The 26,596-nt window shown below is 33.6% G+C and carries 19 protein-coding genes and 5 pseudogenes; all 24 read right to left on the reverse strand.

Annotation, left to right across the window (positions count from 1 at the left end; translation table 11 throughout):
* Positions 1 to 18: 18 nt before the first annotated feature.
* Positions 19 to 817, reverse strand: a pseudogene (locus tag THEBR_RS10370) (ExeA family protein).
* A gap of 16 nt (positions 818 to 833) precedes the next feature.
* A pseudogene (locus THEBR_RS12715) lies at positions 834 to 2,155 on the reverse strand (DDE-type integrase/transposase/recombinase).
* Positions 2,156 to 2,291: 136 nt separating this feature from the next.
* A pseudogene (locus THEBR_RS12720) lies at positions 2,292 to 2,871 on the reverse strand (DUF6431 domain-containing protein).
* Positions 2,872 to 3,004: 133 nt separating this feature from the next.
* A pseudogene (locus tag THEBR_RS10385) lies at positions 3,005 to 3,736 on the reverse strand (Gfo/Idh/MocA family protein); the annotation flags it as partial.
* Between the two features lie 74 nt (positions 3,737 to 3,810).
* Complete coding sequence (locus THEBR_RS10390) at positions 3,811 to 5,007, reverse strand: RNA-guided endonuclease InsQ/TnpB family protein (protein ID WP_013570853.1); 1,197 nt, start codon at positions 5,005 to 5,007, stop codon at positions 3,811 to 3,813.
* A gap of 47 nt (positions 5,008 to 5,054) precedes the next feature.
* A pseudogene (locus tag THEBR_RS10395) lies at positions 5,055 to 5,597 on the reverse strand (IS607 family transposase).
* A 121-nt stretch (positions 5,598 to 5,718) separates the two neighbouring features.
* Positions 5,719 to 6,921 (reverse strand): ROK family transcriptional regulator, encoded by a 1,203-nt coding sequence (locus THEBR_RS10400; RefSeq protein ID WP_012269733.1) that lies wholly within the window; start codon positions 6,919 to 6,921, stop codon positions 5,719 to 5,721.
* Between the two features lie 192 nt (positions 6,922 to 7,113).
* A complete protein-coding gene (locus THEBR_RS10405) occupies positions 7,114 to 8,457 on the reverse strand; it encodes a GH1 family beta-glucosidase (RefSeq protein ID WP_012269734.1) in 1,344 nt (447 codons plus the stop codon).
* A gap of 32 nt (positions 8,458 to 8,489) precedes the next feature.
* A complete protein-coding gene (locus THEBR_RS10410) occupies positions 8,490 to 10,844 on the reverse strand; it encodes a glycoside hydrolase family 3 N-terminal domain-containing protein (protein WP_012269735.1) in 2,355 nt (784 codons plus the stop codon).
* Between the two features lie 29 nt (positions 10,845 to 10,873).
* Complete coding sequence (locus tag THEBR_RS10415; RefSeq protein WP_003869017.1) at positions 10,874 to 11,716, reverse strand: carbohydrate ABC transporter permease; 843 nt, start codon at positions 11,714 to 11,716, stop codon at positions 10,874 to 10,876.
* 32 nt (positions 11,717 to 11,748) lie between these two features.
* A complete protein-coding gene (locus THEBR_RS10420) occupies positions 11,749 to 12,660 on the reverse strand; it encodes a carbohydrate ABC transporter permease (RefSeq protein ID WP_012269737.1) in 912 nt (303 codons plus the stop codon).
* Positions 12,661 to 12,745: 85 nt separating this feature from the next.
* On the reverse strand, positions 12,746 to 14,179 hold the full coding sequence (locus THEBR_RS10425) for an ABC transporter substrate-binding protein (protein WP_012269738.1): 1,434 nt from the start codon (positions 14,177 to 14,179) through the stop codon (positions 12,746 to 12,748).
* Between the two features lie 144 nt (positions 14,180 to 14,323).
* A complete protein-coding gene (gene xylB / locus THEBR_RS10430) occupies positions 14,324 to 15,826 on the reverse strand; it encodes a xylulokinase (protein ID WP_012269739.1) in 1,503 nt (500 codons plus the stop codon).
* Positions 15,827 to 15,840: 14 nt separating this feature from the next.
* A complete protein-coding gene (gene xylA, locus THEBR_RS10435) occupies positions 15,841 to 17,157 on the reverse strand; it encodes a xylose isomerase (RefSeq protein WP_013570854.1) in 1,317 nt (438 codons plus the stop codon).
* Positions 17,158 to 17,185: 28 nt separating this feature from the next.
* Positions 17,186 to 17,332, reverse strand: coding sequence for a hypothetical protein (locus tag THEBR_RS12260; RefSeq protein WP_013149658.1), 147 nt, complete (start codon positions 17,330 to 17,332; stop codon positions 17,186 to 17,188).
* A gap of 164 nt (positions 17,333 to 17,496) precedes the next feature.
* A complete protein-coding gene (locus tag THEBR_RS10440) occupies positions 17,497 to 18,150 on the reverse strand; it encodes a potassium channel family protein (RefSeq protein WP_013149657.1) in 654 nt (217 codons plus the stop codon).
* A gap of 14 nt (positions 18,151 to 18,164) precedes the next feature.
* Positions 18,165 to 19,508, reverse strand: coding sequence for a TrkH family potassium uptake protein (locus THEBR_RS10445; RefSeq protein WP_012269742.1), 1,344 nt, complete (start codon positions 19,506 to 19,508; stop codon positions 18,165 to 18,167).
* A 154-nt stretch (positions 19,509 to 19,662) separates the two neighbouring features.
* Positions 19,663 to 21,072: an NADP-dependent phosphogluconate dehydrogenase gene (gene gndA, locus THEBR_RS10450; protein WP_012269743.1), complete on the reverse strand. Its 1,410-nt coding sequence runs from the start codon at positions 21,070 to 21,072 to the stop codon at positions 19,663 to 19,665.
* 194 nt (positions 21,073 to 21,266) lie between these two features.
* Positions 21,267 to 22,274: a D-isomer specific 2-hydroxyacid dehydrogenase family protein gene (locus THEBR_RS10455; RefSeq protein ID WP_012269744.1), complete on the reverse strand. Its 1,008-nt coding sequence runs from the start codon at positions 22,272 to 22,274 to the stop codon at positions 21,267 to 21,269.
* Between the two features lie 125 nt (positions 22,275 to 22,399).
* Positions 22,400 to 23,032, reverse strand: coding sequence for a bifunctional 4-hydroxy-2-oxoglutarate aldolase/2-dehydro-3-deoxy-phosphogluconate aldolase (locus tag THEBR_RS10460; RefSeq protein WP_009051961.1), 633 nt, complete (start codon positions 23,030 to 23,032; stop codon positions 22,400 to 22,402).
* Positions 23,033 to 23,061: 29 nt separating this feature from the next.
* Entirely contained in the window at positions 23,062 to 24,024 is a 963-nt protein-coding gene (locus tag THEBR_RS10465) for a phosphoglycerate dehydrogenase (RefSeq protein WP_012269745.1), read from the reverse strand.
* Positions 24,025 to 24,147: 123 nt separating this feature from the next.
* Complete coding sequence (locus THEBR_RS10470; protein ID WP_012268571.1) at positions 24,148 to 24,648, reverse strand: PTS sugar transporter subunit IIB; 501 nt, start codon at positions 24,646 to 24,648, stop codon at positions 24,148 to 24,150.
* A gap of 118 nt (positions 24,649 to 24,766) precedes the next feature.
* Positions 24,767 to 25,654, reverse strand: a complete 888-nt coding sequence (locus tag THEBR_RS12550; protein ID WP_009051964.1) for a PTS system mannose/fructose/sorbose family transporter subunit IID — start codon at positions 25,652 to 25,654, stop codon at positions 24,767 to 24,769.
* An 18-nt stretch (positions 25,655 to 25,672) separates the two neighbouring features.
* Complete coding sequence (locus tag THEBR_RS12555) at positions 25,673 to 26,452, reverse strand: PTS mannose/fructose/sorbose/N-acetylgalactosamine transporter subunit IIC (RefSeq protein WP_009051965.1); 780 nt, start codon at positions 26,450 to 26,452, stop codon at positions 25,673 to 25,675.
* Between the last annotated feature and the right edge of the window lie 144 nt (positions 26,453 to 26,596).

Raw genomic sequence — 26,596 nt, forward strand, 5'->3', positions numbered from 1 at the left:
TAGCGAAAGCTACTACTCTCATAAACTGATTTCATTTTGTGCCTGGTATATTACTTCTTCATCTATTTCTCTTAGCCTTTTAGAATACGCATAGAGAAGAGAAGCCGTTACCAGGTTATTTATTATCCTTGGCAGCCCTTTTGTTAGAGAATATATTGCTTCATATGCCGATGGTGTAAATATATCATCCATCACTCCAGCTATTTTCATTCTTGTTTTTATATAATCTTGAATTTCTTCTTTTTTAGCCCTTGCATTACATACTTTATAGAAATTCTTTGCCTTAGTGCACTGTTTACATTCAAGGCTAGTTTGTTTCTTATGTGTGGTTGTCCTGAAAGTATCAGTATATACGGGTTTTGAGAATCCATATTAAAGTTAAATATTATTCTCAAATCTTCAAGAACATCATTAGAAACCAGTTGTATTTCATCTAATATTATGACAGGAGTTATCTTCTGGCTATAGTAAAGTTCTGTTATCGCTCTTTGTATCTGGTGAAAGAGCGTTACTTTTTGTATGAGGGGGTTTCGCCTAAAATCATAGCCAATGCTTGATAGAATTCTCTCACTGTGAGTGTAGATAGAGCAAAGTAACATGGTTTAAATGTAGAACGGTTGAGGCTTTCAGCATATCTTCTTAATGCGGTAGATTTGCCTGAACCCGCCTCCCCAACGATAAGTCCTATACCCCTTGTTTCTTGTAAATATTTTAGCCTGGCATTTAATTCAGCAATGTCTTCACTTATATAAAGGTCATTTACACTTATCTCTTTAGAAAATGGATTAAATTTCATTCCAAAATATTGGGTAAACATTGTAAACACCTCTTTTTTAATCAATGATATCATTAAAGGATATTACTGGGGGATTAGGTTTTGCAGCAAAATCCACAGTATCTTCATTTTCGCTTACAACCTTTCTGTCTTCGATATATTCTACAGGAATTTTAGCATTCTCATGAAAATTTACCTTATACGCTTCCCCCACTTTTTTGCCTTCATGAAAAAGTAGAAGGGGTGTATTATCCTTAAGCCACTGCGGGTCATATCTGACTTCTAAGCGCATACCTTTAAACTTTTCTTCTGTTTCGTAAAGTATATTTTCCACTTTAAGTGTGGCATCTTTGTTTACTTTACGATTTACTCTTATGAGAAAACATTCATTCAACATATCTATGTCACCACACATATTTACCCTTGATATTTGAGACATGAAAAATCTAAAGGACTCATGCCAATACTGCTATGTTCTTTTCGGTTGTAATCATCCTCCAGCCATTTAAAAAACATCATATTGAGCTCATCTATACTCTTTATGGATGTAGGATCTATTGTGCTTAAAAATCTCATTCTCACCGTATGAAAGAATCTTTCTATTTTCCCTTTTGAATGAGGTGAAAAGGGCTCAGCATGAATAAGAGATGTACCTAATGATGCACATATATATTCAAATTGAGTGCTTCTATATATCTTTCCATTGTCAGTGTAGAGCATTTTGGGTATTCCCCTTCTTAGCACTGCTTCTTTAAATGAGTCTCTTAAAGCTAAAAAATTCTGGGTATAGTAAAAGCGAGCATAGGTACACAGCCTGGAAGCATCATCTATATATGCAATAAGGTACGTTTGTCTCTTTGTTTTACCTTCTTTAATATATGGCCCATACATGACATCAGTCTGCCACAGTTCATTGATGAATTCATGGGAAAATCTCTTTGTTTTACCCTCTTTTTCTTTATCTAAAGATTTTACAGGAATGTTTTCAAAACCTATAGAATGTCGAAAGGGATACTTTATCCGGTGAGATTATTCCTTCTCCTATCAATGTCTCATAAAGAAGTTTGTTTGGCATTTCAGGATGTTCAAGCTTTTTTGCTTTATTTTCTCTGAAAGTTCAAAGTTTATCTTTCTGTATTTGCCTCTGTCGCTTCGATAACCCGGCTTTAACGCTTCTATACCGCCTCTTAAATACTGATATAGCCACCCTCTAAGTGTCTTGGGAGTATATCTTCTCATTCCAAGATAAGGTATCTCAATAGGTTTATCGGAAAGAGCATCAAAATATTCTTTCTGATTTTTTACCTGTCCGTTTAGCACCGGACTTATCAGTGAAAATCTCTTTAATGCTATAGCTTCTCTCGCTTTTTCATCAAGCATTTATATGTTCCCCCTTCACTTTTTTGATTTCTTAATCGTAATTTTAGCTCATACCTGGGGGACATTAAAGGAAAAAGTTATGTTGCTAAGAAAAAATCAAAATTTTTATTTAAATCTTTCGGATTTAATGCTAAAATTATGTGAGAGAGGCCAGAAATGATTTTTGGCAATGAGCATAAAACCGTTGGGAGAAGAGTGGTACAATGCTTATTATGTCCAAAATCTCTCTGGCCCTCTCTCTTTGTGAGTCAGTCTCAGATAACTTTATGTAAGGGTCTATTTGCCTTAATCCGTATATGATAAAACTTAAATTATTCATTATCCTTTTGGTGTAAAATATATATGCTGTCTTGAAAATAGTATGGTGGGAAAGTTTCTTTTTAAGTCACTTATGAAAGAACTGAGAGTTTTTCTCTTGTAAGTGTCTCTTTTAAAGACTTTACAATCATATTGAAAGAATACTGAAAATGGGGAAGACAGAAATCAGGAAGGTAGGAAAGAGTTCTTTTACACACAGGACATATATATCTTCTTATGGCTATTTTTATACAGTTGGATCCGTCTAAATAGTAACGGTAATAAAACCCGTGCTTTTTTAGTTTTACTCTACACTTGCAATCGGGATAAGGACATCTATCTGGCGGGGCAGGGAAATTGTAATCTTTGCCCTTTCGTAAATACTCTTCAATGTTATCAACATGGAAAACTATTTGCATAAGTAACCTCTCCAATTAAAATTAATGCTAAAGGAATCTGAAAAAAATTTATCAAATTCCTTTAGCATTAATTTTATCACAAGATTATTTAATCTGAAAAATTTTTTCGATTTTAGGCTAAATTAATTTGAGAAATGACACTTATACTTTCCATGTCTTCCACAACTGCACTTTTGCCATGCCCGTGTATCTCTAACCTTTCATAATCTTTTCCACCATTTCTATGCATGACTCCTATCGCTGTAGAACTATTAGATTTTAATACTACTTCTATGGATTTTAATGAATCTCCTTCTTTTAAAATATTTACATCTATGTCATCAACATCTTTAACTATATAGCATAAAGTGTCTATTACATGAATAAAATCGTCATAAAGTGTAAACTTAACACTATTTTTGATGTCATTATTCCTATTTTTCACCATAATGCACAATTCAGGTTTTAAGCCTTCAAACAAAGCTAAGGCTTTTTGATACATAGGCGCATATCTTCTGTTAAAACCTACCTTCAAAATAAGAGATTTGTCCATAGCCAAATCTATAAGTTCTTTTGTCTTATCTATCTCTTCAGTTATAGGCTTATCAACATATACGTGAATACCGCTTTTTAGTAGTTCTTTTACTATTTCATAATGGCTATCTGTGGTTGCATGTACAAAAGCACAATCTGGCTTTTGTTTTATCACAACGTCTATTTCTGTGTAAACATCATAACCATATCTTTCTTTATATTTTTGGAGCTTTTCTTTGTTTCTTCCAACAATACCTAATATATTTAGTTCATCTAAATTAAATATGAAAGGCAAATAGGCTTTATTAAAAATATTCCCTGGCCCTATAATAATTGCTTTTAATTTTCCCATGTCAACACCTCAGGTTATAAATAGTGTTTAAAATATTAAAAACCATTCAAAAATTTATTAAACACTATTCTTTGCTAGGCTGTATTCAGCCTAACTGGGTGTAACCCCACACCCTCTATCCCCTCCGCAAATGCTTCGGGGAATACTTTTCTTATAATGTTATACCCACTGTTTACATCTGCATTTATTAAAATCCCTTTGTTGCTTCTAAATAATCCTCTTTTTATCCTGCGGTTTGAATTATAGTTTTCTTTGCTGATTTCTTCGTTATCCAAAAAACTGCAGCCGCTGGTATAACTCTCCTCTACAAGTATAAAGGTTATTCCTTCTTCTTCGCATTTATATTTGAGCATGTTTATAAAAGTATTAAAAGGAATGCTCACAAAATTTTGATTGTTTATTTTCCCTAATTCTATTTCCTGCTTCCATCCAGCATTGTATCCAACTATAAGAGTATCTATATCATATTGTTTACACCAATTAGCCACGAATCTGCTTATTTTGTGCATAAGGTCTTTTATCTTGTTGTCCCTTTTTATTGATAATTTTTTAATTCTGTTGCTCGTGCCTCTATTACCTACATAACTCATTGGCTCTGCCTTTTTCTTGTTGTAGTATTGATTTATTGACTTAATAACTTTGCCATTAATAACAATAGGCTTTACGCCTATGTTATTTACCAAAGTTACAAAGTTATTAAGTCCCAAATCTATTCCAGCTATTCTCTTTGAGGATTTCTTTGTTTCAACTACTTCTTTTTCAAAGACTATTTCAATAACATAAACACTTCCTTTTGGAACTATCCTGACTTCTTTTAATTTGCCTTCCACTCTCGTTTTAAGCTTTAGATCTGTCTTTGGAAAAGTTAAATATCCGTCTTTAATCTTACACTGTTGATTGGTGAATATAGCAATGCTTCTCCCATTTTTCTTTTTGTATTTTGGTAATTTAGGTTTCCCATTAAACTTGCTTTTATCTTTTCTCCATTCTTTCATTGCTTTAAAAAATGATTTCCAGTTTCTGTCGAGAAGTCTTAAGGTTTGTTGTGCTGTTTGCGCCGGTAAGTTTTTGTATGTTTCGTGTTCTTTTAACGTCTTATTGAGTTTCTTGTACCTTATCCATTTGTTGTTGTTTATAAATTCCTGCCTTATAATGTAGTTAGCATAATTGTATAAGTTTTTCGCTGTGAAACATATTTTATCACAATAAGCCCATAATTCATGATTTTTATTTATCTGTATTTGTTCCACTCTCTTGACTATTATCTTCAAACACCTCGCTTTCTAAAAATTTTTATTTTTTGAATTTTTCTTTTGCTCTAAAATTTCATACTGTAACAGTGCAGCAAACTTATAATTTCTTCAATTATTTCCTGAGAATCAAGCTTTTCATTGCCGACTTCCGATACAACAACTATTTCAGTATTAAATTTCCTAAATAAATGTTTAAACAATTCAAATCCCACTCTGCTTAACCTGTCTTTGTAAGCTATTACAACTCTTTCTACTTTGCCTGCAAGAACATCATCAAGCATTTTAAAAAATTCATTTCTTTTTTCAAAACTAATTCCACTTGCTATATCAGAAAACACTCCGTGTATTTTGTAGCCATTATTAAAACAAAATTGTTTCAGCAACTCAATTTGATTTTCTAAATCCCTATTTTGCTTTGGAGTTGAAACTCTTCCATAGATATATGTTTTTCTTTCAACTCCATTCATAAAAATTTTATATACGTCTTCTTCATTATAATCGTAGACACCATTTGGCATAACTGTTACTCTTATTTTCCCTTATTTTACATATTTAGTTAGTGTTGGTCTTGATATTTTTAATAATTCCAGAACTTCTTTTGCTTTCATATTTCCATCACATGTAAGTATTATAGCGTATCATACAAAACAAAACAAATATATTTTATTAAAAACTTTAATATATTTAAAACCCTTTATTATTTTTTGTTACTATATAATTAAAGTATAATTAAAGTCCAGGATATGCAAACAATTCAGAAATAACAAGAGATACTGCTCCAATTGCCCCCGCATGGAATTGAAGTTTGGAAGTTTTTATTTTTACTTTATAATATCTATAAACAAGACTTTTTTCCTCTACTTCTTTTAAAACTTCATTTAAAATTAAGTCATCAGCTAAAGACAAAGTATTTCCAATAATTATAAGTTCAGGATTAAAAGTATTTATAATATTGACTACACCTACTCCTAATTTTCTTCCTATTTCTTTTAAAGCTTCTACCGCTATTTTGCTCCCTTTTCGCGCATAATCGATAATATCAATAGCACTCAGTGTATAAAAGTTATTTTTGTTTATATACTCATCAGACTTTCCCATCAGCAATTGTGTATTTATGTATTCAAGCAATGCTTTTTCTGAAGCATAATTTTCCCAACATCCTGTATTGCCACACCTACACTGATGGTCATGAATATCAATTGTCATATGTCCCATTTCTCCAGCAAGACCTACTGTGCCTCTGTATAACTCTCCATTAATTATTATTCCTGTACCAATACCAATTCCAGCACTCACATAAACAAGATTGTTATATTTAATCCCTGCTCCAAACCACTTTTCTCCTATAGCTCCTACATTTGCTTCATTATCTATGTGTACCTTAATTTTGAATTTATCTTCTATAATTTGTTTAAGAGGTACATTTTCCCATTTTAAATTTGGCGCTAATAATATACTGCCTTTCTTGTAATCCACAATGCCAGGAACACCAATCCCAATTCCTAAAATTCCTCTTATTGTTTCAGGAGCATTTGAGATTGCTTCATCAATCAATTCTATCAAACGTTCAATAATCGTTTGCTGGTTCTCGCCAATTTTTATATCTATTTTCTTTTCCCAAATAACATTTGCCATCAAATCAGTCAAGACAATTAGTATATAATTTACATCTAAGTCAATGCCTATTATGCATCCAGCTTTGTTATTTATGCTTAATATGATTGGCTTCCTGCCACCTTTTGATTCTCCTGGCCCCTCTTCTTTCACAAACCCTTCGTTTATAAGTTCATCAACAAGGAAAGATACAGTTGACTTGTTTAAACCTGTTATACCTGCAATTTCTGCCCTAGAAATATTGCCTTTTTTGCGAATAGTATTTAGTACTATTGATTTATTTATTTGCTTAACTAATAATTGATCCGCTGTTATCATTTCTTCACCCTTCTATTTATATTGTTGTTTCTAGTGTGAATTATAACACATTAAATCTTAAAAGAAAATTAAAATAATTTTTTATTTTGTAGTTACCTTTTAATTATACAGCTAAGTTAGATTATAAAGAGAAAACATTTCAACATTACTATGAAAAATGCTTTATTCCATCCCTTATCAGAGGGATTGGGTTCAATCTTCGATACCATCATCCAATATTACCTCTTTATACCATAATGCACTGTCTTTTAATATTCTCTTTTGTGTAGTATAATCCACATAAACTATCCCAAATCTTTTTGAATATCCATGGGCCCATTCAAAATTGTCCATCAGCGACCATACGAAATATCCTTTTAAGTTACCTCCTTCTCCTATAAATTTTGCTGCTGCTTTTAAGTGCTCTTTAATGTATTCTATTCTTTCATCGTCGTGTACTCGTCCATCCTCTGTCACTTCATCTTTAAATGCTGCTCCATTCTCTGTGATATACATAGGCAGTTTTGTATATTCTCTATCTAGCCTTTTTAAAAGGTCATACAAAGACTCTGGGCTTATCTCCCATCCCATCTCCGTCCTCTTACCTGGCCCCGGCACATTCTCTGCCTTTAGCATGGAATCTTCATCATATTTTACAATACTTCTTGTATAATAATTGACTCCAAGAAAATCTATCGGAACACTTATAGTCTCTAAATCTCCTTCTTTTATAAAGTCAAATTCTCCAATTATTTTACTATATAATTCCATCATATCCTCTGGATAATTGCCTTTGAATATTGGATCTAAAAACCATCTGTTAGCAAATCCGTCAGCATATTGGGCTGCTAATTTGTCTTCTTCTTTTTCGCTGGCTGGATATGCAGGGGTTAAGTTTAGTGTTATACCAATCTTACTCCCTTTTATATTCATTTCTCTAAAGGCTTTTACTGCTTCTCCATGGGAAAGTAGTATATGATGAGCTGCTATTAGTGCCTCTCTGTAGTTTTTGTGCCCTGGCGCATGTTCTCCTATTCCATAGCTTAATATTGAGGAACACCATGGCTCATTATGAGTTATCCATAGGGGTATCGCATCGCCTAATTCTTCAAATAGTTTCGTGGCGTATTCTACATACCATTTTATACTTTCCCTATTTAGCCAGCCTCCTCCTTTGTCATAAGCCCATTGGGGTAAATCCCAGTGATAAATTGTTGCAGCTGGTACTATATCTCTTTTCTGTAATTCATCTATTAACTTCTTGTAAAAGTCCATCCCTTTTGGATTGTATTTCCCTTCCTCAGGGAAAATTCTTGGCCATGCAATTGAAAATCTGTAAGCTTTTACTCCTATTTCTTTTAATATCTCTACATCTTCTTTATAGCGGTGGTAATGGTCACAGGCTACATCTCCTGTATGGCCTTTATAGGTCTTCCCTTCTGTTTTTGAAAATGTGTCCCATATGGAAGGGGTCCTTCCGTCTTCATTTACCGCTCCTTCTATTTGGTATGATGATGTGGCTGTCCCCCAAACGAAATCTCTTGGAAATTTTGCCAATTTTATCACTCCTATCTCTATTATTTGGCTTTCTATTTATTCTCTACCCTTACTTCCGTAATAAATTTTTTAGCTACTTTCTCTTTTTCTCCTACAATTTCAAAATAATCCCTTAGCCTTATATCTTCAGAAGAGCTCCCTATCATTACATCTACACGTCCTGGTTCTACCACATACTCCATATTCTCATCATAAAAACCCAGTTGTTCAATAGAAAGTTTGAAAATAACTGTCTTTTCTTCACCAGCATCTAAAGTAATGCGTTTAAACCCTTTAAGCTCTTTAACAGGCCTTGTAACACTTAAAGCTTCTTGATGTATATAAAGTTGAACAACTTCATCTCCCTTTAATGTACCTGTATTTTTTATATCAACAGAGATTTCAACCATTCTGTCCCTTAAAGAAACCTTTCTATTAGAAATATTAAGATTAGTGTATGAAAACTCTGTATAGCTAAGACCATAACCAAAGGGATATAAAGGCTTTGTGCTTAATTCTACATAGTCCCCCTTCCAGTGACTGCGGCCTCCAGAAGGTTTATGGTAATAATATACTGGTAACTGCCCTACTGATTGAGGAATAGAAATTGGTAGTTTACCTCCAGGATTATAGTCACCAAAAATCACATCTGCAACAGCTCTTCCACCCTCTTCACCAGGTAACCAAGCTTCAATAATTGCTGGAATTTTTTCAGCTATCCAAGAAATAGACATTGGTCTTCCATTTATAAGTACCACTATTACTGGTGTACCAGTTTCATAAATTGCTTTTATCAGCTCTTCTTGTACACCCGGCAAATTAAGGTCTGCCCGATCTCTTGATTCACCAGAAGTACAGCCATCTGTTAGCCCTGATTTATCTCCTACTACTACAACAGCAACATCAGCCTGTTTTGCAATCTCAACCGCTTCTTTAAAACCATCCTTACTATTGTTAAGAACATCGCAGCCTTTTGCATATAAAACTTCTGTATTAGAAGAAACTTTTGCCTTAATTCCCTGTAGCACAGTTACAATAGGTACATAAATATCTTTTGCTTCTAAGCTTTCTGGCAAAGGTGTATTAAAAACATTGTCGGTCTCTCTCATTTCAAGTAATGATTCAATATGACAAGGATATGCATAATCACCAATCATATTGCGAATACTATCAGCATTGGGGCCAATAACTGCAATAGATTTCAAATCTTTCTTTAAAGGCAGCAAATTATTTTCATTTTTCAACAATACTATAGACTCCTGCGCTATTTTATAAGCTAGTTCTCGTTGTTCATTTGTATCAAAAATCTCAACAGCCTTTTCTTCATTTATATAAGGATTCTCAAATAACCCTAATTCAAATTTTATTTTTAAAACTCTCTTTACAGCTTCATTTACAAAATCTATATCAATCTCACCACTTTCAATTAACTCTCTAAGCGGCAAGCCATAATAGTCGGTGCTTGGTAATTCCACATCAACACCAGCCTCTAAAGCCAATTTTGCAGCTCCCTTTTTATCTGATGTCACATGATGGTACTCGTAAAGCTGGCTTATAGCAAAGTAATCAGATACTACAATTCCCTCGAAACCCCAATCTTTACGTAAAATATCGTTTAACAATTTTTTTGATTTGTGACACGGTACCCCATCAAGTTCGTGGTATCCCGGCATAATCGAACTTAATTTCGCCTCTTTTACCGCCGCCTCAAAAGGATAAAGAAAAACTTCTCTAAGCTCCCTTTCAGGAATATGAGCAGGAGCCCAATTCATGCCTCCCTCTGAATTTCCATATCCCACAAAATGTTTTCCTGTAGCTACAATGCCTTCCTTTAAACTTTCAGTTTGAAGCCCACGAATATATGAAACACCCATACGCATTACTAAATAAGGGTCTTCTCCAAAAGTTTCTTCTGTTCTTCCCCAACGTGGATCTCTTGTAATATCCAATAAAGGCGCAAGAGCTTGCCTTGCTCCAACAGCTTTCATCTGTTCCCTTATTACAGAAGCCATTTTTTCAACAATTTCATTATTCCACGTACTCGCAACTCCTATAGTTTGTGGAAAAATAGTTGCCCCTTTTGCCATATATCCACTACAAGACTCCTCATGAATCAAAGCAGGTATGCCAAGCCTTGTATTTTCAATCAAAAATTTTTGAATCTGATTTGCTATTCTCACTGTTTCCCGTGGTGATAAATTACTTGCTCCACCAAGGCGGGTGATTTGACCTATTCCATATGACATCAATCTTTTAGCTTTATCAAAAGAAAATTTCATATCATCTAATATTTCGTATACCCAAATACTGTTTAGTTGTGCTACTTTTTCTTCTATAGTCATTTGCTGTAATAAATCTTCTACTCTTTTTTCCACTGATTGAGTGGAATCTAAATATAATGGCGTCATTTAAAAATCCCCCTTTTGCTATTAGTTTTTTACTCTTTTATAGCTCCCATTGCAATCCCACTTACAATATATTTTGAAAATATAGCATAAACTATTATAATAGGAATCATCGTGATTGCAAGACCAAGGTATATTGCTCCATATTCTGTTCTATACATATCCCCACGTAATAATTTAACAATCATTGGAAGCGTATATTTTTCTATTTTTGAAATTAACATAAATGGAGTAAAAAAGTTATTCCAAGAAGCAACAAAAGATAAAATTCCCATTGTAAATGCACCAGGTTTTGCTATAGGTAAAATAATTTTATGAAAAATTCCAAGTTCTCCACTTCCTTCGATACGGGCAGCTTCTATTAAATCCTTTACTATCGTAGATTCCAAATATTGTAGTGCAAAAAATACCATTGGAGGCGAAGCAATAGCTGGAACAATTAGCGGAATATAACTATTTAATAATTTTAGAGATGCCATATATTTATAAAATCCTATTATTGGTACTAATTGAGTTGGAACAATTGTCAAAAGTACCACAGTATTATATAGCATTTTTTTCCATTTAAAATCATATACATGAATTGCATAAGCCGTCATCATTGAAAAATAAACAGTTAAAAAAGTAACTGGAACAGATATAATAAGGCTGTTTAAAAAGCCTCTCCATATGTTTACTCCCATACCTGTAAGATGATTCCAATTTACCCACAGATTACTGCTTGGCAACAAACTAACTCCTTGCTGTATTTCAGGTGTGGAACGTGTAGCATTAACAAGCAAAAGCCATATAGGTAAAATAGCAAGTAAGAAAAGTATAATTAAAAAGATATATACTCCTATCTTCATAAATTTTATACGAAGTTTATAATTCATAATCCCATCCTTTCTTAGCCTAATTTTTGTCTTTATTCCCTCTCTTTTAGCAGGTTTATTATAATAAATGCTGCAATAGCAGTTATAAGAAAAATCATAACACCAACAGAAGCAGCAGCACCAATATAACCATCGCCGCTTGAAAATTTCATATACATTAAAACGCTCATTGTTCTTATAGCTCCGTCAGGAGATCCTGTCCCATCAGTTAATAAATAGGGTATATCAAACATCTGCATTCCGCCTGATAACGAAGTCACAAGTACATATATTAGAACCGGTTTTAAAAGAGGAAGAGTAATTTTAGTAAACATTTGCCATGAATTAGCACCATCCACTAAAGCTGATTCATAATATGAAGGTGAAATTGAAGATAGCCCTGCCATTAAAAAGATTATTGTTACTCCATACCACATCCACCATTGAATAAACGCCACAATAAGTTGTGTCCAAGTAGTACTCCTAAAAAAGTCAAAAGCTTCTTTTAAAATTCCTGTACGAACTGCTATTTGATTTACAGGACCATATAGGGAGAAAAAATTATAAAAAAGTGCAGCTACTGCAACTGGCATAAGTATATTTGGTAAATAATAAATCGTTCTCCATAACCCAATAAATTTAATTTTCAATCTGTTATTGACAAACCAAATAGCTAAAAGCATAGCAATAGTTAATTGGGGAATAAAATTAATAAGCCAAATTTTCCAAGTATTTATTACTGATTTTAAAAAATAGTTATCAGAAAATAATTGTTTGAAATTCGCAAGTCCAACAAAATGATAAGACGAATTCATCAGAGTCATATCTGTTAAACTTAAGTAAAATGTATAAATAAGTGGATATAGATTAAAAACTAAAAATATAACTATAAATGGCAAAGTAAAGATATAACCATAATAGTTCTTATTAATCTTGCTTTTCGACTTTAAATTAAAAGCTTCCATATTTGTATTCCCTCACTTTTATAAAATTACTAAGAAGCCTAGAGAAAATGCCAACAAAACGTTAACATTTTCTCTAGCTAATATATTAATTAACTTGAACATTGGGAAGAGCATTTTTAACATTGTCTTTAAATTGCTTTACCGCTTCCTCTTTACTTACTTTACCAGAAGCGTAAGCATCCAATGGATCCCATAATGCACGTTGAATCACATCATCCGTGCCCTGAATATTTTTGAGAGTATTAGCAAGATCAATGCGTTTTGCTGCTTCTGCAAATACTTCATAAGGATTTTGTCCTCCAACAAATTTACTTGCAGGAGTATCTTTCATCTGTGGTATTAGTTCTTCTACTACTTTTTTGCTCGATACAAAGTCTCCAGCTGGTTGTTTTAAATCGTTCCCAACACTGGGATCTATCTTTTTTAGATATTCATTCGTATAAACACCTAGTGCCCAATTTTTTAATGTTTCCTCATTTAAAGTAGCAAATTTTATAAATTCTTTTGCTAATTCTATATTCTTACTATCTTTTGGCACTCCGAACCATGTACCACCCCATTGATATGGTAATGGACCTGGAATAAGAGCCCAATCGCCTGATGTATCATGACCTACCGTTTTACCTTCTTTGTTTTGTTTTGCTACAGCATTAGGTTGCAATACGTACGACAATCCCCATGTTGGCAGGAAATATGAAAAAACTTGTTTTGGATTACCTTTTGCATCCACTAACGAATCGTTCATGCCAGCAAACCAGCTTTCTGACCATTGTTGTGTTTGTGCTTCATATCCGTTTTGCCTAAATAATTTTGCAATATCAAATAATTTATCAATTTGTGGATCTATAACCAATTTATTGTTCACTATCCACGGTTGTGACCTATTTGCAAAAAACAAATTTCCAAAATCAGCTGTAGAAGCTACCATATAGGTATTGCCGTTAGATTTTTCCTTTATTATTTTTGCTGCTTCTGCAAATTTGTCAATGTCGGACATTAACTCTTGGATTTTTGCCGGATCATCAGTTCCAAAATATAGTTTTGCAAGACTTCTACGATAATACATAACGCCAGGAGTAGCCTGATAAGAATAAGCTTTTATCACACCATTTTGATCTGTTCCCATATCTATAGTAAATTGATAAGTCTCTAATTCTTTTGCTGCAGGAAGTAAATCAGATATGTCAGCTAAATAATTACTTTCCACAAAACTTCTAACAAAACTTGCTTCTAAAGCAACAACATCCGGAACATCTCCTGACTGTAATGCTGATTTAAGTTTTAATTGATATTCTCCTTCTGTCATTGGAATCATAGTATACTCTATTTTTACATCTGGATGTTTCTCTTTAAAAGCTGTTGCGAAAACCTTTGCTTCATTTGTAAAAGACCAAATCTTTAATACTTTTTCTTTTGGCTGAGTTGACTCAGATTGCCCTGTTTGACTATTTTGTCCGCATCCTGATAACAACCCAACCACCATAATCACAATTGTAATCAAAGCAATAATTCTCCTCATTCTTTTCACCCTCCTAATTTGTGCTGTGAAAATTTTACTAGTAAAATTAAATTTTTAATTTAACAATTTTGTGATTTTATCTCACCCCCTTTAACATTCCCCTTTAATATTGTGTTTTTACTTTTACAAGTATATTTTTCGAAATTAATTTATACTGGCTATTTCCCCAAACCTATCTTTAAGGGCCTTATACAAACCTCTATAAATCTGATATATTTCATTATATTTACTTACATTTTCTCCTATTGGGTAAACACTATCAGTCACTTTGATGAGTGTACTACATGCCTCCTCAACATCTTTAAATATTCCATATCCTACGGCTGACATTATTGCTGCGCCAAAAGCTGGTCCTTCAGTTGCATTTACCATGTCTACTCTGACACCGAAAATATCTGCAAGTACTTGCCTCCACAATACGCTTTTTGCACCACCACCGCTTACTCTGACTTCATTTACCGGTATATTGAGTTCTTTTATTATCTCAAGTGAGTCTCTAAGCCCAAATGCTACACCTTCAAGTATTGCTCTTGTCATGTGTTCTCTCTTGTGAGTCATGTTTAATCCTATAAAACTTCCTCTTGCATAAGGGTCACTATGTGGAGTCCTCTCACCCATGAGATAAGGCAGAAATATTAATCCACCACTGCCTGGTGTTACTTTTTCTGCTTCTTCTAAAAGCTTTTCATATGTTATAGAAGAACCATTAAAGTTGATTATGTTATCTATCCACCATTTTAAACAAGCGGCTGCTGAGAGCATTACTCCCATTACATGCCATTTGCCATTAGCATGACAGAAAGAGTGTAATCTGTTTTCTTCATCTACTACATATTTGTCTTGACTTGCAAATACAACTCCTGAAGTGCCAAGTGCAACTGATACTATGCCACTTTTTACTGTTCCTGTCCCTACTGCTCCACTTGCTTGATCTCCTCCTCCGCCTACAACTATTGTCCCTTCTTTTAATCCTGTCAAATCTGCTGCCTCTTTTGTGACATATCCAGTTACCTCCGTAGATTCATAACATTTTGGCATCCAATTATAGGGTATCTCTAACGCATCTAGCATCTCTTTTGACCATTTTCTATTTTCTACATCAAACAACAATGTACCTGATGCATCTGATACATCTGTTGCATATTCCCCTGTAAGTTTGAATCTGATGTAATCTTTAGGTAAAAGTATACGATGAATCTTTTTATATATATCAGTGCGATGTTTTTTTACCCATAATATCTTTGGCGCTGTAAATCCTGTTAATGCTTTGTTCCCTGTATATTTTGTCAATCTTTCTTTGCCTAATGTTTGGGTAATATAATCACATTCCTCTTGCGTCCTTTGGTCATTCCAAAGTATAGCAGGCATCAGTACATTGTTGTTCTCATCTAAAAGTACAAGCCCATGCATTTGGCCACTTAAACCTATGCCTTTTATATCACCATTTTTTACACCAGTTTTAATTATTAACTCACGTATGCCATCTTTTGTGGCATTCCACCAGTCTTCAGGATTTTGTTCTGACCAACCTGGCTGAGGGTAATATACTGGATATTCTTTTGATGTGCTTCCTATTACATTTCCCTTTTCCTCTATTAAAATTATCTTTACAGCTGATGTACCCAAATCTATCCCAATAAAATACATATTTTAGCCCTCCGTCATTCACTAAATAAATACTGATTTAATATTGACTCCAGTAGTTCCTGCTTGCCTGATTTGTTCTCAATTTTTGGATTGTTTAATGCGTATTCTTCAAGAGTTTTAAAATTCGCTTTCCCACTTACTATCTCTGCTCCTATGCCTTCTCGATAACTTTTGTATCTTTCTTCTATAAATCTATCAAATACACCATCTTTAACAAGCTTATAGGCTACTTTGAATCCTTTTGCAAATGCATCCATACCCGCTATATGCCCTAAAAATAAATCTTCTGGCTCAAAGGAGGCACGCCTTACTTTCGCATCGAAGTTAAGTCCACCTTTGTTAAAACCTCCCATCTTTATGACTTCGTACATCGCAAGGGTTGTCATTCGTATGTCTGTTGGATATTGGTCTGTATCCCATCCTAAAAGCATATCTCCCATATTTGCATCTATAGAGCCTAACATATTGTTAATCCTTGCATATCTTAATTCATGTTGAAAGTCATGTCCTGCAAGTGTCGCATGGTTCGCTTCTATGTTTAATTTGAAGTATTTATCAAGGTCGTACTTCTTTAAAAATGCATGTACACTTGCTGCATCAAAATCATATTGGTGTTTTGTCGGTTCTTTAGGTTTTGGCTCAATTAAAAACTGCCCTTCAAATCCTATCTCTTGTGCATATTCTACTGCCATGTGCAAAAATCTTGCTAAGTTATCAAGTTCCAATTCCATATCTGTGTTAAGTAATGTTTCATATCCTTCTCTTCCACCCCAAAATACATAGTTCTGTCCTCCAAGTTCTTTTGTTATCTCAAGTGCTTTTTTTACTTGCGCTGCTGCATATGCAAATACATCTGCATTACAGGAAGTAGCTGCTCCATGTACAAATCTCGGATTTGAAAAAAGGTTCGCTGTGCCCCATAATACTTTTGTTTTGCTCGTCTTTAAGTAGTCTTTTATCATTGCAACTATTGTATCTAAATTTTTGTTCGTCTCCCTTAATGTCTCTCCTTCCGGAGCTATATCTCTGTCATGGAAACAGAAAAATGGTACGTCGAGTTTTTCAAATAGTTCAAAGGCTGCTTCTACTCTCGCTTTGGCAATATCCATAGGGTCAGTAAAATGGTCCCATGGCCTTTGCATTGTGGGTGCTCCAAATGGATCTGTCCCATTGGCTGTAAATGTGTGCCAGTACGCTACTGAAAAACGCAAGTGTTCTTTTAAAGGTTTTCCGTCTATTATTTCATCTGGATTGTAAAATTTAAATGCATATGGATTGTTTGATTTTGGTCCTTCATATTTTATTTGTGGTACATTTTTGAAGTATTCCATGTCATTTTCCTCCTTTTTGAAAATATAATTATTTAAAACTTTGCTCCAAGTGCCATGCAATATATGCTTCCATTGTCTCATTTGAAAGCTCCGTGTGGTATCCTGCAGGATCGAATCTTGTAGCAGCAGGGCCAAATGCCCATATTCCGACACTGTTTTTTAATTTTCTTTTCATTTATATAACCACCCCAATAGTTTATTGATTCAACAAACTTATATTATATATATTCGACGTATATTAAAAAAATCCTCCTTTTTTGAGTAAAAAAATAAAAAAAATAAAGCCACGGAGTGACATATACTCCAATGGCTTTATTTTTCTACAATTCTTCCTATATCCTATGTTTTTATCTCAAATCTTTTAATATCTGTATTTTTCCCGCAAACAGCTAATACATCACCTTCATTAATCTCATAGTCCGGCCCTGGTGATACAATGATTTCATCATTAAATTTTTTTACCGCTACGACATTTAATCCATATTTTTCTCTCACGTTTATTTCCTTTAACGTTTTGCCAAACCATTCTTCAATTGGAAGAATTTCTGCTATGCTGTATTCCTTAGAAAACTCAATAAGGTCTATTAAATTGCTAGAAAAAACATTTCTGGCAACCCTTATGCCCATATCTTTTTCAGGCATAACAACCCTGTCTGCTCCAACCTTATAAAGAACCCTCGCGTGTAATTCATTGTGAGCTTTTGCTATTACGTATTTTACTCCCAATTCTTTCACAAGCATTGTTACCATAATGCTTGATTCCATGTTCTTTCCTATAGCAACTATAGCCACATCAAAATTTTTCACACCTAGGGACTTAAGTACATTTTCATCAGTAGCATCAGCCCTCACTGCATGTGTAACCAAGCCATTCATAGCTTGCACCAATTCTTCATCTTCATCTATAACCAGTACGTCATTGCCCATTTCATATAAAGTCTTAGCCAAACTTATGCCAAAGCTTCCTAACCCAATAACAACGAATTGTTTCATCGTCCCACCTCTATTTAACCCACCATAATTTTTTCTTCAGCATATTTTATTATAGGTTTAGGCCTTCTCTGCCTTTTTGCCAATGCCAGCGCCAATGTTAAAGGACCAACTCTGCCAGTATACATTGTAAATATTATAATAATTCTGCCAACTGTACTCAATTCGGGGGTAAGCCCAAGTGATAGTCCTACAGTTCCAAAAGCTGAAGTCGTCTCGTATAATACAGTCAAAAAGTTGGATGTTTCAGTAATAGATAAAACCATAGTCACGGAGAAAATAATAAAAACACTTATAAAAGATATAGCTACAGCTTTATAGACTATGTTTCTGCTAATAGTGCGCTTATAAAGTACTGTCTCTTCTTCACCTTGTATAACTGATAACACAGTATATAGTATAACCGCGAAAGTAGTTGTCTTGATGCCTCCACCTGTTCCAGCTGGAGAAGCTCCAATAAACATAAGTATTATTGTCAAAAATTTAGACGCTATAGTCATGTCAGAAAGCGATAACGTATTAAAGCCAGCTGTCCTTGGTGTCACAGCTTGAAATAATGCTGCAAGTATTTTTGTAGGAAAATCCAGTGGTCCTAATGTTTTTGGATTATTGTATTCAAATAAAAATATAAGCAGTGTACCGATGGCAATTAAAAGCAACGTGATAGTTATAACAATTTTTGAATGCAGTGTAAATTTGTTAAAATGTCTATGTTCGTATATATCAAGCAAAACGTAAAATCCTAATCCACCAAATATTATCAAACCCATTACGACCAGGTTTACCACCCAGTCAGAAACATAACCCGTTAGACTCTTAAAATTCCCCATAAGATCAAAGCCAGCATTATTAAATGCAGAAATAGAATGGAACAAGCCATAATACACTGCTTTTTTTAATCCCATCTGCGGTAAAAATCTCAAAGTCAACATAATTGCGCCAATGCTTTCAAATAAAAAAGAAACCATTAGTATATACTTGGCAAATTTCACAATGCCTCCGAGGCTATTTGTATTGAAAGCTTCTTGCATCACCAATCTCTCTTTAAAGGTTATCTTCCTACCAAGGATCAACGCGAAAAGCGTTGACATGGTCATAATACCTAAACCGCCAACTTGTATCAGCAACATTATCACTATTTGCCCAAAAACAGACCAATATGTTTTTGTGTCAACAACTACAAGGCCAGTAACACATGTAGCTGATGTAGCCGTAAAAAGCGCAGTTAAAAAATCTGTTCTCTCTCCACTTTTAGTTGCCACAGGTAGCATTAGTAATAAAGTTCCAATTAATATAATAGTCGCAAATCCTAAAGCAAGTACTTGAGTAGGTGTTAGTTTTATTTTTATTATAAAAATCACCTTCCCATGAAAAAAGCAAGAAGCCTATGGAACCACTTCTTCTTTAAAATATCTAAGTCAAATTTTCAACGCTTAAATTATAGCAGATTACTGTCATCGAGTCAATCATGCTATTTCTTTTAGTTATAAAGCCATGGAGCAACTTCTCCATGGCTTATTTTTCCCACTCTGTGTGGAATATTCCTTCTTTATCGACTCTTTCATAAGTATGAGCTCCAAAAAAGTCACGTTGGGCTTGAATAAGATTTGCAGGAAGATTTTCCTCTGTTAAAGCAAAATAATAATCAACTGCAGAATTTATTATCATGAGAGGTATTCTATAATTTCTTCCAATTTCTAGAACTTGATAGACAGAATTTAATTTATCCTTAATAAATTCTATAGACTTATCACTATGCAAAAGATTTGCATATTCTTCATTTTCTCTGATAATATCCCTCAAAAAGTCTAAAATTTTTGCTCTTATAATACAGCCTCCTTTCCAAATTCTTAATATTTCGCTAAGGTCTACTCCATAATTATATTGTTTTGAAGCTTCATAAATGAGCCATAATCCTTGTGAAAATGACATGAATACTCCAAAAAGCAGTGTCTTTTTTAAATGCTCTATCATTTCTTCTTTATTCACAGAGATTGTATTCTTTTCTTTCGAATATAATTTTGATAAAGTTTTTCTTTCTTCCTTGTAATGAGAAATAACTCTGGCCTCTACCGCCAAATTCAATGTTGGTGTAGGAACTCCTAAATCCAAAGAAGTTTGAGCAGTCCACTTTCCAGTGCCTTTTTGTTCTGCTTTATCTAAAATGTAATCTAATAAAAATCCTCCAGTTTCTTTGTCTTTATATCTCATAATTTTATAAGAAATTTCCATTAAATAAGAATCAAGTTCTTCCTGATTCCACCTTTCAAACACATCCCCTATCTCTTCATTAGTCATATTCAATATTTTCCTCATAAAATCATACACTTCAGCAATCAATTGCATAATAGCATATTCAATACCATTATGAACCATTTTTACAAAATGCCCTGCAGAATCGTTGCCCACATACGTACAACAAGGCCCATCTTCTGTTTTTGCAGCTACTTTTAAAAGTACATCTTTTATCAACTCATAAGCTTCTTTTGTTCCACCTGGCATTAAAGAAGGACCATATAATGCACCATATTCTCCACCAGAAATTCCCATGCCTAAAAATAAAATATTCTTTTCTTTTAAAACTTTTAACCTCCTGGAAGTATCCATAAAATAAGAATTCCCACTGTCAACAATAAGATCCCCTTTTTCTAAATACGATAAGAGTTCGTTTATCACATCATCTACAGGTGTTCCTGCTTTTATTATAAGTATAATTTTTCTTGGTTTTTTTAGACTTTCGACAAAATCTTTTAATGTGTAAAAAGGATAAATTTTCTCTTCTTTTACTTTCTCATCAATAAACTCTCTCGTCTTTTCCTCTGTTTTGTTAAATACAGAGACAGCATATCCATTTCTTGCAATATTTAATGCTAAATTTTGTCCCATCACCCCAAGGCCTATTAAACCAATGTCAGCTTTTATCATACATTACCTCCCATTATATAAATAGTTTACTTGCATATTTTTAAAGGCTTTGTTGAATTATACCCTTTCCCTTTTGTCCTATTCATTTCTTCTATAATTGTAACATTTAATTTTTTGTATCATTGCTTTTTCGTTAATAATTTCCAATAAATGGTTGTTATTTGCTTTCTTTATTTATATATCAACAGAAAAAATCAAATTTTCCATGGCCTACCCTCCAAAACTTCTGGATTTATTACCCCTTCAGGTATTTCTCCTCTTAAAACTTTCTCTACATCAGAAACCACTTTGTCCCCCATGCCTTTTAGGCATTCATAAGTGTATGCAGAAGTATGAGGCGTTATTATGACGTTGTCAAATGCCAAAAGAGGATGATTTTCGTCAATAGGTTCCCCTTCTATAACATCTAACCCTGCTCCTAAAACTATTCCTTCCTTTAACGCCTTAATTAAAGCCTCTGTATCTATAAGTTCTCCTCTTGCTGTATTGACAATAAATGTACCTTTTTTCATCATGGCAAATTCTTTATGAGAAAGAATGTGATAATTGTCGCGATTTAGCGAAGCATTTAAAGAAATTATATCTGCCCTCTTTAAAAGTTCCTCTAATGTGACAGGCTCTGCTCCCCTTTTTTCTATTTCTTCTGCTGAAAGATTAGGGTCATAAGCCACTACTTTAGCACCAAACCCATATTTCAGGATTTCACAAACTCTGCTTCCAATATTTCCAATACCTATAATTCCTACAACTTTGTCTTTTATTTCATATCCAATGAAGCTCGCTCTTTCCCCCCACTTTCCTTCTTTCACTTTAAGTGAGGCAGACCTTACTTTTTTCATAACATCTAGTAAAAGTGCAATAGCGTTTTCGGCTACAGCTTCCCTTTCTACAATGCCTTCAACTTTCGTTACAATAACTCCCTTTTCAGTAGCACTTTTAATGTCTATTGTATCATAACCTATGCCGTGACGTGTTATTAAAAGAGTTTTGTCTTTATGCTCAAAAAACTCCTTATCGTAATATGGCTTGACACTGGCAATTATTACAGAATACCCCATTAGCTTTTCCGCTAAAGCCTTCCCTCTCATATCGTGGGGAAGTTCAAATCTTTCGACTTCTCCTAATGCTTTTAACCTTTCAATATGTTCAGGAAAGTGCTTGCCAAAACTGCTGGAATTTACAATGGCAATTTTAACACCCATTTTTATGCCTCCCAAATTTAATTTACTAATGAATTACGTATTGTCTGTCATATTAAATTTTATGATGGTTCCTTAAGTCCTGATAAGGCTAAACCTGCTGCTGAATCAATGCCCTTTCATGTAAACTAAACTTGATTTACCAGCCTTACAAACTCAATAGCTTTTTCGGTTATTTTGTCAAACATGCCTTTTGCAATAAGTTCTTTATCTACTAATGCTCCGCCTAAGGATACGCCTGTTGCACCTGCTAAAATAAAATCTTTAATATTATTTTTATTAATTCCTCCCGTCACAAAAATGGGTATATGTTTGAGTGGCCCTAAAATTTCTTTTAAATATTGAGGTCCAAAAACTCCTGCAGGAAAAACTTTAATAAAATCCGCTCCTGCTTCATAACCTGTTAAAATTTCTGTCGGAGTAGTAGCACCAGGAATAACAGGTATACCATACCTATTACATAATTTTATTACATCAAGTCTCATAACCGGTGTAAATATAAATTTTGCACCTGCTATAATAGCAGCCCTCGCAGTTTCCGCATCTAATACTGTTCCAGCACCAACAAAATATTTATTTGCTTTACTTAATTCTTTGATTACATCTATAGCACCGGGCGCTTCAACAGTTATTTCTAATGCTTCAATACCACCTTTTTTTAAGGCATCAGCTAAAGAAAACATTGTGTTTATATCACTATTTCTAATTACAGCTGTAATTTTAAGTTGTTTAAGTTTTTCAATTATTTGTTGTTTTTCCATCTTCCTACCTCCTATTTTTTAAAATTATTTTATTTCTGCCTTTTATAAAGATATTTTGGTTCCATGCCTTCTAATACGCTGATAAGTCCTTCCACTGCCATAATTCCCATCCTATCTGTCGCATCTTTGGTAGATGCTCCACAATGAGGTGTTAAAATTATATTGTCTAATTTCAATAATTTACTATCTATCGGTGGTTCTATTTCAAAAACATCTAATGCCGCTCCTGCAATTTTTTTATTTTTTAACGCGTTATATAGAGCATTCTCGTTTATAATTCCACCACGCGAAGTATTAATTATATAAGCTGTATCTTTCATAATTTCTAATTCTTCCTCATCTATAAAATGATAGGTTTCTTCTGTCAATGGTAAATGTAATGTTATAAAATCAGACTCTTCTAATAATGCTTTTTTATCAACGTATTTCATGCCTATGCTATTTGCAAACTCATAATTAGGGTACTTGTCATATGCTAATATTTTCATATCAAAACCCGTAGCTCTTTTGGCAACACATCTACCAATGGCTCCCGTCCCAATAATTCCAATTGTTTTCTTATAAATTTCGTTACCAATTATTTTTTCCCATCGGTTGTTTCTAACTATATTATCTAACTTTATGATTTCTCTGCTTAAACCCAACATTAGAGCAAAAACTAAATCTGCTACAGATTCTTTATTTGCATCAGGCGTATAAGTAATCTTTATCCCCATTCTTTCTGCTTCATCAACATCTATATTATCTACGCCAACTCCATATTTTGTTATAACTTTTAATTTTTTTGCATTTCTCAACACATTGCTTGTTATCTTATCTAAACCAACAATTATACCATCCACATCCTTAATGAGATCAATCAATTGTGATTCTTCATATGGTTGTCCGGATTCATTTTTTATAATTTCATAATCATACTTTTTTAGCATCTCAAATGGGAGATTACTACTTTTCCCAAAAGATCTTGGCGTAATCAATATTTTTTTCCTCATTCTTATTAAACCTCCCTTTATTTTTAAAGAAAGAAACCTATTTATGTGTTCTATGAATTTTATTTTTAATGACCTTGGTTTAACATTTTGTTCATGTCTATAATAGTAAAATGTAGTGTTTATTTATTTTAAACCAAATAACTTTAGGGCATCCTCTAAATCAACTCTTTTACTATCTGGAACTGTTTGAAAAAAGACTTCCACGCCAAAATTATCCGCAAGTTCCACAAGTATTTCTAACTCTTCTTTTTTCAAGCTAACACTGGGTATTATAAATTTCCTATCTTGGCTTTTAGCAATACCTCCTATATTCAATTTTTTTATTGGCAAGCCATTGGCAATTGTTTCTTTAACCGAAATTATATCCTTATAAAGTAAAATTACTCTAAATCCGTTAAACTTATCTTTTTTCCATAATGTTATCGTTTCTTCTGTACTAAGTATTTTCAGTGCTACATGAGCTGCTGAGGCAGACATCATATAAACTTGTTTCATAAACTCATCATTCGCAAGGGAATTATCAATTATAAAAATAGAATTACAATTATATCCTTTTACCCATTTGGTCATTACTTGACCATGAATTAATCTGTCATCTACTCTAGCAAACACTATTTCTCCCATTTTAATCACTCACCTTTCTTTTTTATCTCAAAATTCCTTGCAGAACCCAAAGATACATGAATTTTAAGGGTTCTGCAAGGATCAATAACATATATTTAAATTTAAAATCTTTATATTTTTAAAGTATACCTATTACTCCTAACACTCCAAAAATAACTACTAACCATAAAAGTGCTTGTATTATTTTCAAGCCTTTTTTGGAAAAATATAAATAAACTAATAACACAGTAAGTAAAGGCAATAACCCAGGTAGAATTTTGTCCAATATATCTTGCAACACAAACTCTTTCCCTGAAAGGCTCCATTTTAGAGGAGTACTAACTGATACATATAAAGCTGCTAAAATCCCCATCATAAATGTGCCTAAAATTGATAATCCATCAATTATACTCCTTATTCCCTTGCCACTAACTATTTCAATGGCTGCAGCTCGTCCTAACCGATACCCTAGCTGAGTAAAGTAAAATCCATAAGTAAAAGTTAAAGCCACAAATGCAATCCACGGAATTAATGCACCTAAAGCACTACCTGCTTTCGCCCAAGGAAGGAACATACCTATTAAAATATATTGAACTGTACCAGAATCTATAGCATCTCCTATACCTGCAAGTGGTCCCATTAAACCAACTTTAGTGCTATTAATTACATCCGGAGTAACAACATCCTCTCCTTTATTCTCCTCCAATGCTCTAGCCCTCGCCTCTTCTAGAGAAGCTGTAATTCCAAGTATCGTCCCACCGCCCCAAATTGCTTGAGTATTATAAAACACGAGATGTCTTTTATATGCTTCTTTTAAATCTTCACTCTTTTTATACAGTTTTCTCAAAATAGGCATCAACCCCCAAAGAAGAGAAGGGGCTATCATTCTGTCATAACTATGAGGAATTTCATTTGCATACCACCATCTAATCCAACTCAAAAGTAAATCTTTTTTCGTAATTTTACTATCAGTAGAATTAGATTGTGTACCCTTTAAATCATCCTTAGCTTCTATGTTTTCCATCATATGCCATTTACCTCCTCTTTAGATTTCTTGCCCTTCAACCTGTGAATGTGTAACAAGTACATATAGATAAGCTATTATTCCTCCTAAAATTGCGTATGTCACAGTATTGACATTAAGCGGCTTTAAAATTACAGCCATAAAATAAGCTAAAAGAAAGAACACAAGAAATTTTCTTTTTCCTATTACAGTTAGTGTTAACGCAATTCCTAATGCAGGTAGTCCTCCTCCAACAACATTTAACACATGAAATGCCTTTCCAACAGTTAATGTTTTTACTAAATCAGCTATTAGAGGTGTTCCTTTATAAAGTGCAATAAACATTAGTGGAAAGAACAGAACCAAACTTACAAGTATAGGAAGTACAATAATGCTTAAAGTTAATCCTTTTTCATTAAGCTCATCCGCATATTTATCGGTTAAACGAATGATAAATGTATTAATAAAAAATCTTAGAGAATAAAGATAAGAACCTAAAAGTCCTACAGGAACAGCTATAGCAATTGCTGCTTCTGGAGTTAGGCCTCCTAAAATAGCAACCGGTACTGCTATAGCAGTCGCTACAGCAGGTTCACTTGGCATAGCACCTCCTGGAGCAATTAAGCCCATATAAATTAATTGAATGGCAGCTGTAATAGTCATCGCTGTTGGAATATCATGCATAACTATCCCAACTATTAAGCCTGTCATCAAAGGACTAAAACGAAGCATTAATGTAGAGTAACCAAGAGCACGTGCCTCTACTATTGCTATCCATAAAGCTATCAAAGCTGCCTGTGAAATACTTAAACTCATTTGCATTTTTCATTTCCCCCTATCTCGTATAATATAATTTTGGAAATTTCTGGCTAAAGCTTCAGGCTTTAAGCAGAAAAATATTATCTTCTGGTATTATTGTATAACTGTTAACAAGAACTTGGAATCTCTAGCTTACCTCTGTAGAGC

It is taken from the genome of Thermoanaerobacter brockii subsp. finnii Ako-1 (genome assembly GCF_000175295.2).
GTDB lineage: Bacteria > Bacillota > Thermoanaerobacteria > Thermoanaerobacterales > Thermoanaerobacteraceae > Thermoanaerobacter > Thermoanaerobacter pseudethanolicus.

What these genes read in the sequence shown, in the direction of transcription:
- THEBR_RS10400 (WP_012269733.1), bottom strand. Translation starts at nt 6,921, where the DNA reads ATGATAACAGCGGATCAATTATTAGTTAAGCAAATAAATAAATCAATA.
- THEBR_RS10410 (WP_012269735.1), bottom strand. Translation starts at nt 10,844, where the DNA reads ATGACGCCATTATATTTAGATTCCACTCAATCAGTGGAAAAAAGAGTA.
- THEBR_RS10415 (WP_003869017.1), bottom strand. Translation starts at nt 11,716, where the DNA reads ATGAATTATAAACTTCGTATAAAATTTATGAAGATAGGAGTATATATC.
- THEBR_RS10420 (WP_012269737.1), bottom strand. Translation starts at nt 12,660, where the DNA reads ATGGAAGCTTTTAATTTAAAGTCGAAAAGCAAGATTAATAAGAACTAT.
- THEBR_RS10425 (WP_012269738.1), bottom strand. Translation starts at nt 14,179, where the DNA reads ATGAGGAGAATTATTGCTTTGATTACAATTGTGATTATGGTGGTTGGG.
- xylB (WP_012269739.1), bottom strand. Translation starts at nt 15,826, where the DNA reads ATGTATTTTATTGGGATAGATTTGGGTACATCAGCTGTAAAGATAATT.
- xylA (WP_013570854.1), bottom strand. Translation starts at nt 17,157, where the DNA reads ATGGAATACTTCAAAAATGTACCACAAATAAAATATGAAGGACCAAAA.
- THEBR_RS12260 (WP_013149658.1), bottom strand. Translation starts at nt 17,332, where the DNA reads ATGAAAAGAAAATTAAAAAACAGTGTCGGAATATGGGCATTTGGCCCT.
- THEBR_RS10440 (WP_013149657.1), bottom strand. Translation starts at nt 18,150, where the DNA reads ATGAAACAATTCGTTGTTATTGGGTTAGGAAGCTTTGGCATAAGTTTG.
- gndA (WP_012269743.1), bottom strand. Translation starts at nt 21,072, where the DNA reads ATGATAAAAGCTGACATTGGTTTAATAGGCCTTGGGGTGATGGGACAA.
- THEBR_RS10455 (WP_012269744.1), bottom strand. Translation starts at nt 22,274, where the DNA reads ATGGGTGTTAAAATTGCCATTGTAAATTCCAGCAGTTTTGGCAAGCAC.
- THEBR_RS10460 (WP_009051961.1), bottom strand. Translation starts at nt 23,032, where the DNA reads ATGGAAAAACAACAAATAATTGAAAAACTTAAACAACTTAAAATTACA.
- THEBR_RS10465 (WP_012269745.1), bottom strand. Translation starts at nt 24,024, where the DNA reads ATGAGGAAAAAAATATTGATTACGCCAAGATCTTTTGGGAAAAGTAGT.
- THEBR_RS10470 (WP_012268571.1), bottom strand. Translation starts at nt 24,648, where the DNA reads ATGGGAGAAATAGTGTTTGCTAGAGTAGATGACAGATTAATTCATGGT.
- THEBR_RS12550 (WP_009051964.1), bottom strand. Translation starts at nt 25,654, where the DNA reads ATGATGGAAAACATAGAAGCTAAGGATGATTTAAAGGGTACACAATCT.
- THEBR_RS12555 (WP_009051965.1), bottom strand. Translation starts at nt 26,452, where the DNA reads ATGCAAATGAGTTTAAGTATTTCACAGGCAGCTTTGATAGCTTTATGG.